Annotated in this window: 13 protein-coding genes; 4 read left to right on the forward strand and 9 right to left on the reverse strand. The window is 60.5% G+C overall.

What is annotated here, in order from left to right; genetic code table 11:
- Complete coding sequence (locus L1O02_RS11400) at window positions 1–1,686, reverse strand: DNA cytosine methyltransferase (RefSeq protein WP_235759870.1); 1,686 nt, start codon at window positions 1,684–1,686, stop codon at window positions 1–3.
- Between the two features lie 579 nt (window positions 1,687–2,265).
- The gene (locus L1O02_RS11405; protein WP_235759871.1) at window positions 2,266–2,541 is read right to left on the reverse strand and encodes a fructose-bisphosphate aldolase; all 276 of its coding nucleotides are present in this window, start codon (window positions 2,539–2,541) and stop codon (window positions 2,266–2,268) included.
- A gap of 527 nt (window positions 2,542–3,068) precedes the next feature.
- Here L1O02_RS11405 and L1O02_RS11410 point away from each other — a divergent pair.
- From L1O02_RS11410 to L1O02_RS11420, 3 genes are all read left to right on the forward strand, one after another.
- Entirely contained in the window at window positions 3,069–4,037 is a 969-nt protein-coding gene (locus tag L1O02_RS11410; RefSeq protein ID WP_235759872.1) for a hypothetical protein, read from the forward strand.
- Window positions 4,037–4,723, forward strand: a complete 687-nt coding sequence (locus L1O02_RS11415) for a hypothetical protein (RefSeq protein WP_235759873.1) — start codon at window positions 4,037–4,039, stop codon at window positions 4,721–4,723. Before L1O02_RS11410 ends, L1O02_RS11415 begins: the two co-directional genes overlap by 1 nt.
- A gap of 86 nt (window positions 4,724–4,809) precedes the next feature.
- Window positions 4,810–5,292 carry a DUF4265 domain-containing protein gene (locus tag L1O02_RS11420; protein WP_235759874.1) on the forward strand — a complete coding sequence of 161 codons (483 nt, stop codon included), beginning with the start codon at window positions 4,810–4,812 and terminating at the stop codon, window positions 5,290–5,292.
- A gap of 678 nt (window positions 5,293–5,970) precedes the next feature.
- On the opposite strand, the gene L1O02_RS11425 is transcribed toward L1O02_RS11420, so the two are convergent.
- The 3 genes from L1O02_RS11425 to L1O02_RS11435 form a co-directional block, all read right to left on the reverse strand.
- Window positions 5,971–8,133, reverse strand: a complete 2,163-nt coding sequence (locus tag L1O02_RS11425) for a TonB-dependent siderophore receptor (protein ID WP_235760240.1) — start codon at window positions 8,131–8,133, stop codon at window positions 5,971–5,973.
- Window positions 8,134–8,394: 261 nt separating this feature from the next.
- Entirely contained in the window at window positions 8,395–8,553 is a 159-nt protein-coding gene (locus L1O02_RS11430; protein ID WP_231978973.1) for a hypothetical protein, read from the reverse strand.
- 356 nt (window positions 8,554–8,909) lie between these two features.
- Window positions 8,910–10,301, reverse strand: a complete 1,392-nt coding sequence (locus tag L1O02_RS11435) for an aldehyde dehydrogenase family protein (protein ID WP_235759875.1) — start codon at window positions 10,299–10,301, stop codon at window positions 8,910–8,912.
- A gap of 100 nt (window positions 10,302–10,401) precedes the next feature.
- On the opposite strand from L1O02_RS11435, the gene L1O02_RS11440 reads away from it, so the two are divergent.
- Entirely contained in the window at window positions 10,402–11,280 is an 879-nt protein-coding gene (locus tag L1O02_RS11440; RefSeq protein ID WP_060841982.1) for a LysR family transcriptional regulator, read from the forward strand.
- A 12-nt stretch (window positions 11,281–11,292) separates the two neighbouring features.
- Here the strand turns inward: L1O02_RS11440 and L1O02_RS11445 are convergent, their stop codons facing one another.
- From L1O02_RS11445 to L1O02_RS11460, 4 genes are all read right to left on the reverse strand, one after another.
- Window positions 11,293–11,913, reverse strand: coding sequence for a LysE family translocator (locus L1O02_RS11445; RefSeq protein WP_235759876.1), 621 nt, complete (start codon window positions 11,911–11,913; stop codon window positions 11,293–11,295).
- Window positions 11,914–12,102: 189 nt separating this feature from the next.
- A complete protein-coding gene (locus tag L1O02_RS11450; protein ID WP_235759877.1) occupies window positions 12,103–13,131 on the reverse strand; it encodes a hypothetical protein in 1,029 nt (342 codons plus the stop codon).
- A gap of 132 nt (window positions 13,132–13,263) precedes the next feature.
- Window positions 13,264–13,947, reverse strand: a complete 684-nt coding sequence (locus tag L1O02_RS11455; RefSeq protein WP_235759878.1) for a hypothetical protein — start codon at window positions 13,945–13,947, stop codon at window positions 13,264–13,266.
- Window positions 13,948–14,107: 160 nt separating this feature from the next.
- On the reverse strand, window positions 14,108–15,136 hold the full coding sequence (locus tag L1O02_RS11460) for a hypothetical protein (RefSeq protein WP_235759879.1): 1,029 nt from the start codon (window positions 15,134–15,136) through the stop codon (window positions 14,108–14,110).
- Between the last annotated feature and the right edge of the window lie 26 nt (window positions 15,137–15,162).

Here is a 15,162-nt window from a genome sequence, read left to right on the forward strand (position 1 = left end):
TCAAGCTATGGCTAAGGTTTCTTGTTCTGCTTCGGTGACTGTTTGTTGACTAGCTGCGGCTGTGGCTTCTTCTAGTAGCGATCTGATAGCTAGGCCAATGGCTCTTGCAAGATAAGGAGGGACTGCGTTGCCTACTTGTGTGTAACGTGGGCATTCCTTAGTTCGTTGGCTACCACCTGTAGTGAATTTACCGCGGAATTGGAACCAGTCGGGGAACGACTGTAGGCGTGCAGATTCTCGGACGGTCAATATTCTGGGCTCGCTGTAATGCAGCACGTCGTCAGGTAGCGTTGTAATGGTCGGTGCCGGATTGTCCGCTCGCATCAGGCAAATACGGTGTTTTTTGAGACCGTACTTTTCCCTTTGTGCAGCATGCATTACAACTCCTTTAGCGCATTCAGGGTCCTGAATGATCCTCATGAATCGTTCCCTGATTTCCGGTTTGTGTTTCGATAGACGCACGCTGTTCATGTCACTTTCAGCGCCTTGATGCATGAGAGATTGATAATGTGTCCGAGGTCTCGTATATGCGAGCTCTTGAAAGCCTGCGGGGGAAGAAGGGTCAGTGCATGGCTTTGTTCCGGCATACTCGATTTCGAGGTCAGAAATAGCATCCCGAGCGCTGATGATTTCTGGAAGGCAAAGTTCCTGCAGTTGCTTGATCCTGACCTCCTCTAGTAGTTCAAATGCTCTGGTGACGCCTCCCTGAAGGTGAAGAGCAAGACTCTTGTGGATCCCTATTACAATTAAGCGTGGCCGCTTCTGGGGAACACCAAAGAGTGAGGAGTCTAATATTCGGCCAAGAACCTGATAGCCGACTCTGTCCAAGCTTTCGACAAGCTTGTCGTAGTAGGACTGGGGCTTTATTTGAATACCAAGTTCCTTCCAGGATTTGGCCTTATGCGCGACTTTCATGCCCGGTACGTTCTCTAGAACGATGGCTGCAGGTTGAAGAGCCTTGACCATTTCCACGTACTTCTCGAACAGTTGGTTTCTCGGGTCAGACTCCAGCCGTCTACCTGCAAAGCTAAAGCCTTGGCAGGGAGGACCTCCAGCAAGAACGTGTACCTTACCCTTTAGCTCGAAAAGCTTAGGTGAATGCTTTTCAAGAATTTCGTCGATGCCCCAGGCTTTTTTCTCCAGCCAATCTGGCCAGGAAAACTGAGCTACGGGTACATCACGTTCTTGAAGAAGATTCGCAGATAGAGTGGAGAAAGCCATTTTATCGCGCTCTACGGCAAAAACACCATTTAGTCCAGCAAGCGACAGGCCGAGAGAAAGGCCTCCACAGCCGGCAAATAAATCTGCAAACATCAAAGGCTGCCCGGGAGCGGGTAGCGGGGGGGGGGTATCAATATTTTTCATGGGCTCCTGCCCGGGGATGGCAATGTTCAGGGTAGGGAGCGTCTCGCGAAGCCCTTGGGTATTGGCTATGTGGGTAGCCCGATGGTGGGTTTTTCTCGTCATCGATACCTTAGGTTTACTCGTTAAGCTGTCTAGAGATATCTCGATAGGCTTTGAAGGATGGATAGTGATAGATAATGGATTGCCTCGCAAGAAAACACAACGAATGGCGTGCTCAGGGTGAAGCTTGAAGTGGAGATTGAGGTTTTCTTCTATCTCATTGAAATTTTTAAAAAAATTTAATTTTGGTACCTCTACGGTGACTCTTTTTGGTGGCAGCATCGTCGATACTCCGTCAGATGGGCCCTAGCGGGTGTGAGTATTGATTTGTAAATGAATTGAGCACCTCCTTGCGTCCAGGCTCCTGTGTGGGCCTCCGCGGCAGGCGTATCGAGTTTCTACTGTATATGAGTACAGTATTCGTCGTGAGAAAAATTTCGCAAGGTACATTCGTCGAATGGATTGGTAGATTGGCGATAGCGGAGGGGATGACGTATATGGATATTGCCGTAGGGTATCTATGAAGTTCGGTATCCAAAGAGTGTTGTTTCTAGAGTGCGGATGTTAGGAGTTATGAGCTTCGCTTTTTCTAGTCTGACCGGAAGATCTATTAAATTATATTTTTAATATATTGGTTTTAAGGGGGTGGTTGTTTGATGTGTGGGTCTGGTGGGTTTCAATGCGCTGTGAGTGAACTTATTTGTATTGGCCTGTCACGAATTAAAATATTCATGCTGCGTAAGTGCTAATGATGTTGGCGGATGAAGTCAGGAAGGCTGCGTGGTTAGAGTTCATTAGGTGGTGCTGAGATGTTTTTTGGGTAAAAAGACCGGTCTATGACCGGTCTTCTTGAGTCAAAAGTTACCCTGCCCTTGTCTCAATCACTGTCAGTACATCTTTCACGTCCTGAAGCAACAAACACGCAACACTGATCACTATCTCGATATCTCTATCGCCTGAGTCTCTCAACCTAGTGCCGCTCATCAAGTTCAGATAATCAAGCGCAGTCACCAGTCGCTCACTCGCACACGCATGCAAATCCACCAACGGCGCCTGGCTGTCGATAAACAGCACCGGCCCATCGCTGGCGATAGGGGTCATAGAAATAAATCGTTCGGACAGATCTTGAGTATTCATGGCGTCATCCTTTTCAAGAATAGAAAAGTTGCCACCTGCTGCTGCGAATCAACGGGTGGCAGCTGTACGCGGGTTCGCAGACCGAGGAAAAGAACAAACCCGGCAGACCCGGAGGTCTCCCACGTACAGCCGCCATAAAACGAAACGCAGGCGAAGTGTGCCTGAGTTGGCTTGGACGGTGTAGTTCGACTTTTCTGTTGGGCTGCGAAACCCTGCCGCTGACAAAATTCAGCGAACGAGAAAACTATAGGGACAGGGCAGGTCCGGGACAATGGCGCTTCTGTAGGAACGGTCTCTATTGCGAGTAAGGGCCGGCTGAACTCTCCAGGGAATTCATATCCGCTGTGCCTGACACTGGCTGTATGGGCCTTTCAGCTTGGTGATCAGCAGCAGATTGTGGCTCCAAGGAAATTGTCCAACAGCCTGTTGGACAATTTCAGAATCGGGTCAGGCCTCGGCAAAACCATCTGACCTTCAATCGATTTTGCTATCCTGCGCCCCTTTTCCCCACCGCAAGGAACGCAGGCATGACCCAGCCCATTGGCGGCAGTCCACAAACAAGGGCTGGCCAACAGCGTCACCTGCCACACCTCCTGTTCCGTCTGACCACAGCACTCCTGCTAGGCCTCGGGCTCATCACCCCCACCGCCCAAGCCAACCCCACCACCACCTACCGCGGCACCCTCGGCGACACCCCGGTTGAACTGGCGCTCACCTACGACTCCCAATACGGCGGCGGTATGTCCGGCTATTGGTTTTCCGAGTCCGAGCGCTTGCCCATGGCGTTGGAGTCCACGCCTTTCCACCCTGGCTCCGCGCTGTTGATCAACATCATGGACAACCCGACCCTGCCGGCGACGGCGGTGTCGTTGCAGCCGTTCGCCGAGGGGGCGGAGGCGTTGCAGGGCAGTCTGGTGGATTTGCGCACGGGCACGCAGCAGCCGTTGCAGTTGCAGCGGGTGACGCGTTTTGGTGGCAGTCAGCGGGAGGCGTTTGAGGGGGAGTTGCTGCAGCCGGTGTTCGATCGGGATTTCTATTTCAGTGTGCATGCCGCGCGCAAGGCTGGGGAGGAGGTGGCGCAGGTGGACAGTATCCGGGTGATCAGCCGGGCCACCGGTAAGCGGGTGCAGGAGATTGGCGGGCAGTGGTGTCTGTCGTCCGTGGGCACCAGGACGCTGACCTTCGGGCATTTTCATGCCGAGGCGCGGATGGACTTTCAGGTCCAGGGCTATCGCGTGGGGGAGGCGGATGGACGGGTGTGGTGCTCGCCCACGCAGTATTACCTGTACAACCGGGATCTGCGGACCTATCGGCGTCATCCGCAGTTGGAGCAGTTCGCGGCGGACGGTGATCTGCGCTTTTCCCCCAGTGGGCAGATGGAGTTCAGCAAGCAGGACTTCATCAATTACGACCAGCGCACTCGGCGTTGGGATTATTACCGGGTGATCACCCCTGAGCGTTTGGAATATCTGTCGTCGGGCGAGGAGCGTTTCTGATGCGTGGGTTTGATTTTGCTCGGGGGCTGGCGGTGCTGGTGTTGGCGCTGTGGCTGTTGCCGGCGCAGGCGTCCCATGGGGTGTATGAGGGGACCTTGGGCAAGCAGGCGATTGTCTTGACCCTGGGTAGCCAGAATGCGGTCTACCAGGGCACCTATGCCTATCAGCGCTATCGCACGCCGATCCGCCTCAAGCCGACCTTCAGCTACAGCAACAAGACGCTGGCCATGGATGAGCTGGACGAGCAGGGCTTGCCGGTGGCGCGTTTGCAGTTCAATGACTTGATGAACTCCCGCCAGCAGGAGCAGGTGCGCGGCACCTGGACCAGTTATCGCACGGGCAAGTCCTTGCCCATTGCGCTGAAGCTGGTGGGGCTGGTGGATTCGGATCGCTCGTGGCCGCAGCCGGTCACCACGCTGTTGCAGAGTGCTTCCACCAAACGCTGGTATTTCCAGGTGCCGATGCCGGGCAATGATCAGCGGATCACGACGGTGGAGGTGATGGACAAGGCCACCGGCAAGTTGCTGGTGAGCCTGGCGATCGCGGCACCGGGCTGTCCGAATCAGGGGGTGGATACCTTGCAGTTGCAGGGTGAGGGGGAGCAACTGCGGATTGCTTTCAAGGACTGCACGTTTCCGGGGTTTCGGTGGAATGAGGGCGGTGGGAGCTTTGCGCCGTTGCCTTGAGGCCCGTTCGTTTGCGCCCTTTGGGGACGTGGCGGCTAGTGGATTAGATGAGTCTGGTGTTGAACCTGGAAGTTGTGGAGCCTCGTATGGATGACAAGCAATCCCCTGTGCTGATTCAGGTGTACATGGCCGATGACGATGGCGCCGTTCGCGAGGAGTTGCTGGCGCGGCGCATCGATGAGGATATTTACGAGTTGCTGTCCTCACCGGGCCTGGCGCAAAACCTGGCGCGGGGCGATATCGTTTCCATCCGCAATCCCGATGCGCCGGCGCAAGTGCTGAAGCGCGGCGGGAATTTCTGCATTCAGATCTATGCCGATTACATTGATCCGACGGTGATCAGTGCGCTTGAAAACGAGGTCGCTGGTGAACTGAGCGGAACCCTGGACGGGCTGTTCGAGGGGAACCTGTCATTCGCTGTTCCTGCAAGGAATGGCATGGACCGTATCAATGCGGTGTTCGATCGCTTCCGCGAGCAAACCGGGATCGAGTGGTACTACGCCAATGTCTATAAAAACCTCGATGACGATGAGGACGAGACGCTGTTGAACTGGTGGTTGGACTGCTGATCTTTCCCGAGGCCTGGGCATGCCACCCAACAAACCGACCAAGTAAGCGACCAAGTCAGCACCCGGTAGTGCTCCAGCGGCCGTTCTGTGGTGTGGGCCTGCATGGGCGTGGGGGAGCGCTAATCGTCCAACAGCGTGTTGGACGATTGAGACTTTTGTACTGGCATTGGAAAGAGGCGGGCCGACCTTTTGTTTGCTCAATCGTTGAGTGTGCTTTTTACCGGCGAGAGCGTGCTTGAGGACGCCTTCGCCGGCAAGCCGGCTTCTGCGGTGGATGTAGGAAGGGTCTGTCTTTTCTGTAAGGCAGGCTGGAGGCGCTGATTGCGGTGCTGTTCTGTGGGATAACCATCAGCGCAACCCTGGACGTACTGATCGATACCAGGGCGTATCCCACGCAGAGAGGTCGTAGCCATGGGCCAGGAAATGCGGCTGTTTCAAGAGGACTTGCTTAAGGCGGTTGCCGATATGAGCGCCGGTAAGGCTGTGCGCTCAGTGACGCTGTTCATGGCGACTCGTCGCCAAGGATGGGCGGGAGGCGCGCAAGGTGTGTTTGTCGAGATTTTGATGGCTGGCCTGTGCCGGCGCTGCAGTTTTTCCGGCAAGCCACAACGCCCGGGATTTCGTGGGCGTTGTAGCCGCTGCCGCAGGCTGCGATCGGCCCCGTAGGGGCCGTCTGCATCAGAAACTCACTGAAGCACTCAACCGCGCCGTCAACGGCGCGCCCTGGAACAGGTAGTCGTCGCCCATGTATTCCCCTGCATCGCGCCAGTAGCGTTTGTCGAACAGGTTGTCCACGGTCAGGCGGAACACCGTCTCGTAACCGTCAAGGCGGGTGCTGTAGCGGCTGCCGATGTTGAAGATGGCGTAGGCGCCGGTGGCGACGTTGCCCTGGCGGTCGGCGTACTTGCTGCCGCTGTATTGCATGCCGCCCAGCAGGGCCAAACCATCGAGCCAGGGCAGGGCGTAGTCGCCTTGGAGGCTGGCTCGTAGGCGGGGGACGTTGAGGGTTTGGTGGCCTTCATAGGCCGGGGTGCCGGTGTCCTCGACTCGGGAGCGAATCGCCGCGACGCTGGCGGCAATCTGCAGGCGCTGGGTGGCCCAGCCGTTGGCGGAGAGCTCCAGGCCGGTGTTCTTTTGCTGGCCTTGCTGGACGTAGGTGAAACCGCCGGAGGCATCGGGGCGCGAGTACTGGTAGGCCTGGCGCATCTGGAACAGCGCGGCGCTAAAACTCATGCGCTGCCAGTCGTACTTGACCCCGGCTTCGATCTGCCGCGAGACAGTGGGGGCCAGGGTGTCGCCACTGTTACTGGCGAACCAGGGCGCCTGACCGCCCAGGCTCAAGCCCTTGCTGTATTGGGTGTACAGCGACAGTTCGCTGACCGGTTTGTAGATCAGCGCGGCCTGGGGCAGGAATACATAGCGTTGGGTGTGGCGATCGCGCACGCCGTCCTTGTCGAAGCTCTCTTCGTCGAGGCGTACTTCGCGTCCGCCGAGAACGGTCTGCCACTGTTCGTTGAAGCTGATGCGGTCGCTGAGGAACAGACCGTATTGGCGGCTGTCGAGGCGTTTGTGGGAGTCGTTGAGGGCGCCGTTGTAGCGTTCGAAGTTTTCCGGCTCGCTCTGGATATTGCCCGTGCCAATCCATTGATTGATGGACTCGCGCCGGTCCACCACGCGGCGAAATGCACTGGTCCCCACGCTCAACTCATGGCCCAGGCCCGCTGCGTCGAAGCGGCCATTGAGCAGCGCCTGCACTTCATCGTTGCGCCGGGTGTCGTCGGGGCTGCGGAAGTCGTAGATGTCGTAGTTGCCTTCGGGGCTGAAGTAGTTGCCGTTGGCATTGATGCAGCCGGTGGTGCAGCCGCCCCAGGCAAACGAACTGTAGTCATCGATCACCACCTTGCTGCGGGACGCGCTGAGGCTGCCGGTCCAGTCATCGTTGAAGCGGTACTCGAAGTTGCCACCGATGTTCAGCGAGTCGTTGGTCACCGGCTTTGACCCGCTCTGGTGTCCCAGGAGTTTTTTCGGCGAGGCGTGGTGGGGCAGGCTGGAGCCGCCCAGCAGTTGGTAACCCGGGGCCGAGCGCTGCTGCTTGTTCTGGTATTCGATATCCAGTTGCAGCAGGGCATCGGGGCTGATGTTCCAGTCGAAGGCCAGGGCGGCAAAGTCGCGCTGGCCATTGGTGTGTTCGACATAGGAGTGCAGGTCTTCATGGGCCAGGTTGGCGCGCAGGCCGAACTGCTGTTCGCTGCCGAACCAGCCGCCCACATCGGTGGCCAGGTAACCGCTGCCGCGATCGTCGGTGGAAACGGTCACCGAACGAATGTCTGTGGGCCGCTTGGTCACGTAGTTGACCAGGCCGCCGGGCTCGCTGACCCCGCTTTGCAGGCCGGAAAGGCCCTTGAGCAGTTCCACCCGCTGTTTGTTTTCCAGGGCGACGTTCTGCTCGCCGGTGATGGTGCGGTTGTTGATCTTGTAGCTGCTGGCCGCGTTCAGGGAGAAGCCGCGCACCTCGAAGTTTTCGTAGTAGCCCACTGGCGCGTAGCTCTGGCCCACCGAGGCGTCGTTCTTCAGTACATCGCTGAGCAGTCGGGCCTGCTGGTCCTTGATCAACTCTTCGTTGATCACGCTGATGGAGGCCGGGGTGTCCAGCAGCGGTGTTTCGCTGAAGCCGCCCACCGACGCGCTGTCGGCTTGGTAGCCGGAAGGCGCTTGCGCGCTGACGGTCTGGCTTGGCAGTTCGGTGGCGGCGTTGGCCACGGCGTGGCTGCCGGCCAGCAGCAGGCCCAAGGTCAGGCGATGGCGCGGCAAGCCGGCGCTGGGGGCGGGTGAGCGGGACATCGAGTGAGCGGGGTTCATGAACATTCCTTGAGGGCAACGCGCTCTCTAGCGCAGGCCCGGGCAGGCCCTTGAAGCAGCGGATGACGGACGTGGGGAGTATCGAGGCCGTGCGGCGAGCATCCGGCTGTCCGGGGCGGTTGCAGGTATGCGCGGTCGGGCGGGCGCCATCATACAAGCTGCGGCGCGGGGGTAAAGGCACACAGGCACAGGGCCGGGGGGCGTGTGGTGGATGCCGGCCCTGCTGGAGGGAAAAGGCAGGGGTTACGGGTTGGACTCGGGAGGGTTCATTTGCAGGGACTCGATCTGCTGTTCCAGGGTTGCAATCTTGCCCAGCAGGATAGTGATGAGTCTTTCGTCGTGGCTGCGGGCTTCGGAAGCGACCAGGGATTTTTCCAGGCGGTCGACGATTTCATTGTTCATGCTGCGGTTTTCCTGCTTGGCGATGCGCTTGACTTGCGTGTGGAGCTCACCAGGCAAGCGAACGATGAATTTTTGAGCGGGGGCGCACATGCCGGACCTCGGGTGATATCAAAAAGAAACATCATAGAAAGGTCGCGGCAGGCAGGGCTTCAAGAAAATTCTGAAAAAACAGCAAGATCGGGCTTAGTTTCGCTGAGCAGGCTTGGCGATCCGCCGGGCCGCATCCAGGCATTGCGCCCCGTCAAGCCAGGCCGCTCAATCAAGAGTCGGGGGCGAGGCCGCCAGGCCCCTCGCCAGCGCTGAACGGCCGTTGGCAACCGGGCCTCTGGCCGCTGGCTGAAGCCCGGTGATCGACCTTAACGCCGATCCAGCCACACCGTCTGCGCATTGCAGAACTCGCGCACGCCGAAGTGCGACAGCTCGCGGCCGAAGCCGCTTTTCTTCACCCCGCCGAAGGTCACCCGAGGGTCGCTGGCGCTGTAGCCGTTGATGAACACGCCGCCGGTTTCCAGTTCGTCGGTCATCTGCCGGGCCCGTTCCAGGTCCTGGGTGAAGATCGTCGCGGTGAGGCCGAACTCGCTGTCGTTGGCCAGCGCCAGGGCGTGTTGCGCGTCCCGGGCGCTGATGATGGCGGCCACCGGGCCGAACAGTTCCTGCCTGAAGGCGGTCATCTGCTCGGTGACGTCGGCCAGCACCGTGGGCTGATAGTAGTTGCCGGCGCCTTCGACCTTGTCGCCTCCCAACAGCAGGGTGGCGCCTTCGGCCAGGGTGGCCTGGACTTGCTGGTGCAGCTCGTCACGCAGGTCGAAGCGGGCCATGGGGCCGAGGTAGGTGTCGCTGGCCAGCGGGTCGCCCATCACCAGGGCGCGGGTGGCCTCGACGAATTTGCGGGTGAATTCCGCGACTACCCCTTGCTCGATGATCAGGCGCTTGGCGGCGGCGCAGACCTGGCCGGTGTTCTGGTAGCGGCCGATCACCGCGGCCTTGACCGCTTCGTCGAGGTCGGCGTCGTTGAGCACGATAAAGGGGTCGGAACCGCCCAGTTCCAGTACGCATTTTTTCAGCGCGGCGCCGGCCTGGGCGCCGATGGCGATGCCAGCGCGCACGCTGCCGGTCAGGGTCACGGCGGCGATGCGGCGGTCGGCGATGGCGCGGGACACGCCGTCCGGGGTGACGTTGAGCAGCTCGAACACGCCTTCAGGGAAACCGGCGCGCTGCATGACGTCCAGCAGCAAGTAGGCGCTGCCCATGACGTTCGGCGCGTGCTTGAGCACGTAGGTGTTGCCGGCCAGCAGCGCCGGCACCGCGCCGCGCAGCACCTGCCAGATCGGGAAGTTCCACGGCATCACCGCCAGTAGCGGGCCCAGGGGGCGGTACTCGATGCGCGCCTTGTTGTTTTCCACCAGGGTCGCTTCCGGGGCCAGCATGGCCGGGCCGTGCTCGGCGTACCACAGGCACAGCTGGGCGCACTTCTCGATTTCGCCGCGGGCCTGGGGCAGGGGCTTGCCCATTTCCTGGCTGATCATCCGCGCCATGGCCTCACTGTTGTCCCGCAGGGCCTGGGCCAGGGCGGTCAGGTGCGCGGCGCGGGTGGCGACGCTCTGGCGCTTCCACAGGGCAAAACCGCGGGCGGCGCGCTCCAGGGTGGCGTCGCTTTCAGCCTGGGACTGGTAGGGATAGGCGCCGATCTGCTCACCGTTGGCGGGGTTGATCGACAAGGCGTGGGTGTGGCTGGAAGCGAGGTTCATGGCACCGTCCTGCAAGGTGGGAATGACGGCAGGTTACGGTGCTGGATCTTTGCTGAAAACTGAATAATATTGAGTGAGTCGTTCACGTTTGGAGAATGCTGTGGATCTGGTCCAGCTGGAAATTTTCAAGGCCGTTGCCGAGCAGGGCAGCATCAGCGCCGCCGCGCAGTTGATCCACCGGGTGCCGTCGAACCTCACCACGCGGATCAAGCAACTGGAGCAGGACCTGGGGGTGGAACTGTTCATCCGCGAAAAAAGCCGCCTGCGCCTGTCGCCCGCCGGGTGGAACTTCCTCGACTACGCCCGGCGCATTCTCGACCTGGTGGCCGAAGCGCGCCTGACCGTGGCTGGCGAGGAACCCCAGGGCCCGTTTGCCCTGGGGTCCCTGGAAAGCACGGCAGCGGTGCGCATCCCGGCGCTGCTGGCGGCCTACAACCAGCAATACGCCAAGGTCGAACTGGACCTGTCCACCGGCCCTTCGGGGACCATGATCGACGGCGTGCTCTCCGGCCGCCTGGTGGCGGCCTTCGTCGACGGCCCGGTGCGCCACCCGGCCCTGGAAGGGCTGCCGGTATTCGAGGAAGAAATGGTCCTGATCGCGCCCCTGGGGCACGCGCCGATTACCCGAGCGCGGGAGGTCAACGGCGAAAGCATCTACGCCTTTCGCGCCAACTGTTCCTACCGCCATCACTTCGAAAGCTGGTTCACCCAGGACGCCGCGGTGCCGGGCAAGATCCACGAAATGGAGTCCTACCACGGCATGCTGGCCTGCGTCAGCGCCGGTGCCGGGCTGGCGCTGATGCCCCGCAGCATGCTGGAAAGCATGCCCGGCTGCGCCACGGTCAGCGTCTGGCCGCTGTCCCCGCGCTTTCGCTTCCTGCGCACCTGGCTGGTCTGGCGGCGCGGCACCGTGTCCCAGAGTTTGAGCAGTTTTGTGAAGTTGCTGGAGGAGCGGGGGGCGGTGCTGGCTGAGGTTTGAGGGGCGCGATGTTCAACGCCTGCTCAAGGCCAGGCGCGCGGCGAACAGCACGAAGATCATCCCTGTGGTGCGGTCCATCCACTGGATCACCTTTTCCCGCTGCAGCACCCCGCTCAGGGAGCGGGTGGCGCCAATCAGCAGCAGGGACCAGACCAGCCCCAGCGCCACGTGGATGCTCACTAGACCGAAGGTCCAGAGCACCAGCGGCTGTCCCTGGGGAATGAACTGCGGCAGAAAGGACACGTAGAAGATCCCCACCTTGGGGTTGAGCACGTTGCCCAGCAGGCCCTTGAGAAACCAGTGGGTGCCGGGATTGCCGTCCGGGTTGGCCGGAGCAAACGAGCGGCGCGGGCGCAACAGCATGTTCAGCCCCAGCCAGGCCAGGTAGGCGGCGCCGCAGTACTTCAACAGGTTGAAGGCCAGTTCCGACACTGCAATCACGGCCCCCAGGCCGAAAGCCACGGCCGCGCCCCAAAGCAGGCAACCGGCGTTGATGCCCAAGGCCGCGCGCAGGGCCTGGTGCTTGCCTTCCACGGTGGCGGTGCGCAGTACCAGGGCAGTGTCCAGTCCCGGGGTCAGGGTCAGCAGGGTGGCGGCCAGGGTGAAGGCCAAGAGATTTTCAGTGATCGACATGGGCAGGGTTTCAGGCCGGGACGTTGGCGAACGTTAGCACAGCCGCGGAGTGCTGATGCGCGCCACGAGCGTGGTCATGTTTGTGGGAGCGAGCTTGCTCGCGATGCTTGCCAAAGCGCCGCCTATTCCCAATGAGTGCGCATTATCGTTGGCGTCCTTCGCGAGCAAGCGCGCTCCCACAAGGGTGGGTCAATACGGGCAGCGGGGTTCTGGGATGCCCAGTTGCTGTTGCCGGGCTGCGATCTGTTTGTCCAGGCTGTGTTTGCCACTGAGTAGCTTGAGGTGCTGCACACTGGGCGGCAGTTGGCTATCGATCAGTGTTAGTACATCCACCTGAGGAACCTTGATGAGGCGCAGGTCAGCGATGTTCGAGGTTTTCAGGCCGCTGATCTCCCCCAGGGTCTTGAGGTTGTTCAGGCTCAGCTTGCGCAACTGCGGCGCCCCGCCAAGGTCCAGCCGGCTCAATTGCGCCTGATCCTCGATCTTCAGCGCTTCAAGCTGTGGAAAGCCGTCCAGGTCCAGGCGGTTGAGGCCGTGAACCCGCATGATCTCCAGCTCCCTGACGTAGGGATTATGTAGCTCAGGCATCTGCTCACGGCTGCCGAACGCCACCGACAGGCTGCGCAGGCCGCTCATGCCGGCGACCATCCCCAGGGTTGTCTCGGCCGGCAGGCGATGCAGGCTCAGGGTGCTGATGCTCGGACACTGGCTCAGAATCTCCAGGTCATGGCTCTGCGGGCTGATGTGCAGGCTCTGCAACTCGGGCATGCGGGCAATCGGCGCCAGATCGATGGCCGGGCCCTGGTCCAGGGAGAGCCGCAGGCTGTGCAGGCGTTCGAGGTTGGGCAGCGCCAGAAGCCCGGGCAGCTCGGCGCGGAAGACTTCCAGAGCAAGCTCCCTGAGCAGGTGCAGGCTGCCAATGGCCTGGAAATGTTCCAGGGTTTCGAGGCCGTCCAGGCTCAGCGAGTGGACGTTGGGCAGGGCGAGCAAGGTCCGGCCATCAAAACCTCTGCTCGAATAGTGGTTGTAGAAACGCACGGTAAGGCGCTCGCCATAACGTGCGCAGAGGGCATCGAGCTGTTCCAGCAGTTGGCAATCGTATTGCTCGACGCTGTGCCACTGGACGATGACCCGGGCCCGCGGATCGGCCTCCAGCCGGGCACCGACCTGCAGGCGCAGGTCGGCCTGGGTAGGTGCTTTGATTCGATGGGGAAACATCAGCGGTCCTTGAAGATTGTCGCGCGGCATCATGTCATACAGCATGCCCGGCTACGCCACGCTGAGCGTCTGGCCACTGTCGCCGCGCTGTCGATTTCTGCGCAGGGGCGATGGGTGCACTGCAGGCCAGCCTCAGGCCTTGCACCGGACCAGCGCCAGATACACCCCCGAGCCTTTCCCGGGTTCGATGTAATGCGCGTCGTCCAGGTCGGCTATCCGAGTTGGTTTCATCATCAGTTCCAGCTCCGGTGCGCCGGCATACCATTCGTTGTTGTCGTTCAGGCCATTCTCGAAAGCGGCGAGAAACGCCGGGCAACTGTCGAACTTGCCGTAGCTGTAGTTGCCTTGCTGGTCGCTGTAGAAGCGTGAGTAGCTCAGCAGCACGATGCCCCAGCGCTCGATGCGCTCATCGGGACTGGTGCGGGGGATCTGCTTGACCAGGTCCTTGCGGATTTCCCAGATCTTGTAATAGGCATTCTTGTTGTTGTGCACCACCTTGAACTCGATGGCGGTTGCGGCCTTTTCGCCGTAGCTGTCCTCGACCCAGATATCCACCTTGCGCCGCTCGGCGGCGATCAGCCAGCGCGGGACGTTGCTGCGCGCAACGCTGATGTTGCTGGGGCGGTAGTCATCGCGTTGATCCAGCTGGCCGCCGAGGCCGAAGTGCTCGCGATTGATGTCCAGCAACGCCGCCGATTCCAGGCTCAGCCAGAGTTCGGGAGCGGCGCTGACCATGATGGATTTGAGGATGCGCTGGCGCTCGTCTTTTTTCAGGTGATTGAGCAGCAGTTCGGTAAAGCCGGGAACAAAGGACATGAGATCTCCTTATCAGGTCCGAAAGGGTGGAGCGGTGAGGTTGATGCTGTTCTGTAGGAGCGAGCTTGCTCGCGATGATCTCCAAAGCGCCGCAGGTTTCCTGTGAGTGCGGGTTATCGTTGACATCCTTCGCGAGCAAGCTCGCTCCCACAAGGGTGGGTCAATATGGGCCACGGGGTTCCGGGATGCCCAGTTGCTGTTGCCGGGCCTCGATCTGTTGGTCCACGGCGCGTTTGCCACTGTGCAACTTCAGGTGCTGCACGCTGGGCGGCAGCTGTTGCTCGATCAGGGCCAGCAGGTCCACCTGTGGGATCTTGATCAGGCGCAGGTCGGCGATTGTCGAGGTGTGCAGGTGGTTGATCAGCCCCAGGTTCTTGAGGTTGATCAGGCTCAGCTTGCGCAACTGCGGCGCACCGCTCAGGTCCAGTTGGCCGAGTTGCGCCTGGTCCTCGATCTTCAGCGCTTCAAGCTGTGGAAAGCCGTCCAGGTCCAGGCGGTTGAGGCCGCGCACCCGCATGATCTCCAGCTCCTTGACCTGCGGGTTGCGCAGCTCCGGCATCTGCTCGCGGCTGCCGAAGGTCACCGAGAGGCTGCGCAGGCCGCTCATGCCGGCGACCATCCCCAGGGGCGCCTTGGCCGGCATGCGGTGCAGGTCCAGGTGGCTGATGCCCGGGCACTGGCTGAGCACGTCCAGGTGATGGGTTTGTACGCTGAGGGACAGGGTGTGCAGTTCGGGCATGGCGGCCAGTGGCGCCAGGTCGATGGCCGGGCCTTTGTCCAGGGACAGGCGCAGTGTTTGCAACCGCCTCAAGTTGGGCAGGGCCAACAGGCCCGGCAGTTCGGCGCTGATGACCTGCAGGGCAAAGTCCTTGACCTGGTGCAGGCTACCAATGGCCTCGAAGTGCTCCAGGCTGTCGAGGCAATCCAGGCTCAGGGACTGCACATGGGGCAGGGCCAGCAACACCCGGGCATCGAACGCGCTGCCCGGGTAATGGCTATAGAAACGCACCTTGAGGCGTTCACCGAAACGGGCGCAGAGCGTGTCGAGCTGACTCAGCAGTTCGCCGTCGTACTGTTCGGCCTTGGCGAACTGGACGATGACCTGGGCCTGGTCATCGGCCTCCAGGCGGGCGCTCACCTGCTGTTCCAGGTCGGCCTGGCTGGGGGCTTGAATTCGATGGGGAAACATCAGCGGTCCTTGATGATTTTCGCCGC

The organism is Pseudomonas sp. BC42 (genome assembly GCF_021560055.1).
Classification (GTDB): Bacteria; Pseudomonadota; Gammaproteobacteria; order Pseudomonadales; family Pseudomonadaceae; genus Aquipseudomonas.

Bases quoted from the DNA above. Each gene is read 5' to 3' on its own strand.
- L1O02_RS11420 (WP_235759874.1), top strand. From the start codon at position 4,810: ATGGATGACAAGCAATCCCCTGTGCTGATTCAGGTGTACATGGCCGAT.
- L1O02_RS11415 (WP_235759873.1), top strand. From the start codon at position 4,037: ATGCGTGGGTTTGATTTTGCTCGGGGGCTGGCGGTGCTGGTGTTGGCG.
- L1O02_RS11450 (WP_235759877.1), bottom strand. From the start codon at position 13,131: ATGTTTCCCCATCGAATCAAAGCACCTACCCAGGCCGACCTGCGCCTG.
- L1O02_RS11430 (WP_231978973.1), bottom strand. From the start codon at position 8,553: ATGAACAATGAAATCGTCGACCGCCTGGAAAAATCCCTGGTCGCTTCC.
- L1O02_RS11445 (WP_235759876.1), bottom strand. From the start codon at position 11,913: ATGTCGATCACTGAAAATCTCTTGGCCTTCACCCTGGCCGCCACCCTG.
- L1O02_RS11425 (WP_235760240.1), bottom strand. From the start codon at position 8,133: ATGTCCCGCTCACCCGCCCCCAGCGCCGGCTTGCCGCGCCATCGCCTG.
- L1O02_RS11460 (WP_235759879.1), bottom strand. From the start codon at position 15,136: ATGTTTCCCCATCGAATTCAAGCCCCCAGCCAGGCCGACCTGGAACAG.
- L1O02_RS11435 (WP_235759875.1), bottom strand. From the start codon at position 10,301: ATGAACCTCGCTTCCAGCCACACCCACGCCTTGTCGATCAACCCCGCC.
- L1O02_RS11405 (WP_235759871.1), bottom strand. From the start codon at position 2,541: ATGAATACTCAAGATCTGTCCGAACGATTTATTTCTATGACCCCTATC.
- L1O02_RS11410 (WP_235759872.1), top strand. From the start codon at position 3,069: ATGACCCAGCCCATTGGCGGCAGTCCACAAACAAGGGCTGGCCAACAG.
- L1O02_RS11400 (WP_235759870.1), bottom strand. From the start codon at position 1,686: ATGCTGCCACCAAAAAGAGTCACCGTAGAGGTACCAAAATTAAATTTT.
- L1O02_RS11455 (WP_235759878.1), bottom strand. From the start codon at position 13,947: ATGTCCTTTGTTCCCGGCTTTACCGAACTGCTGCTCAATCACCTGAAA.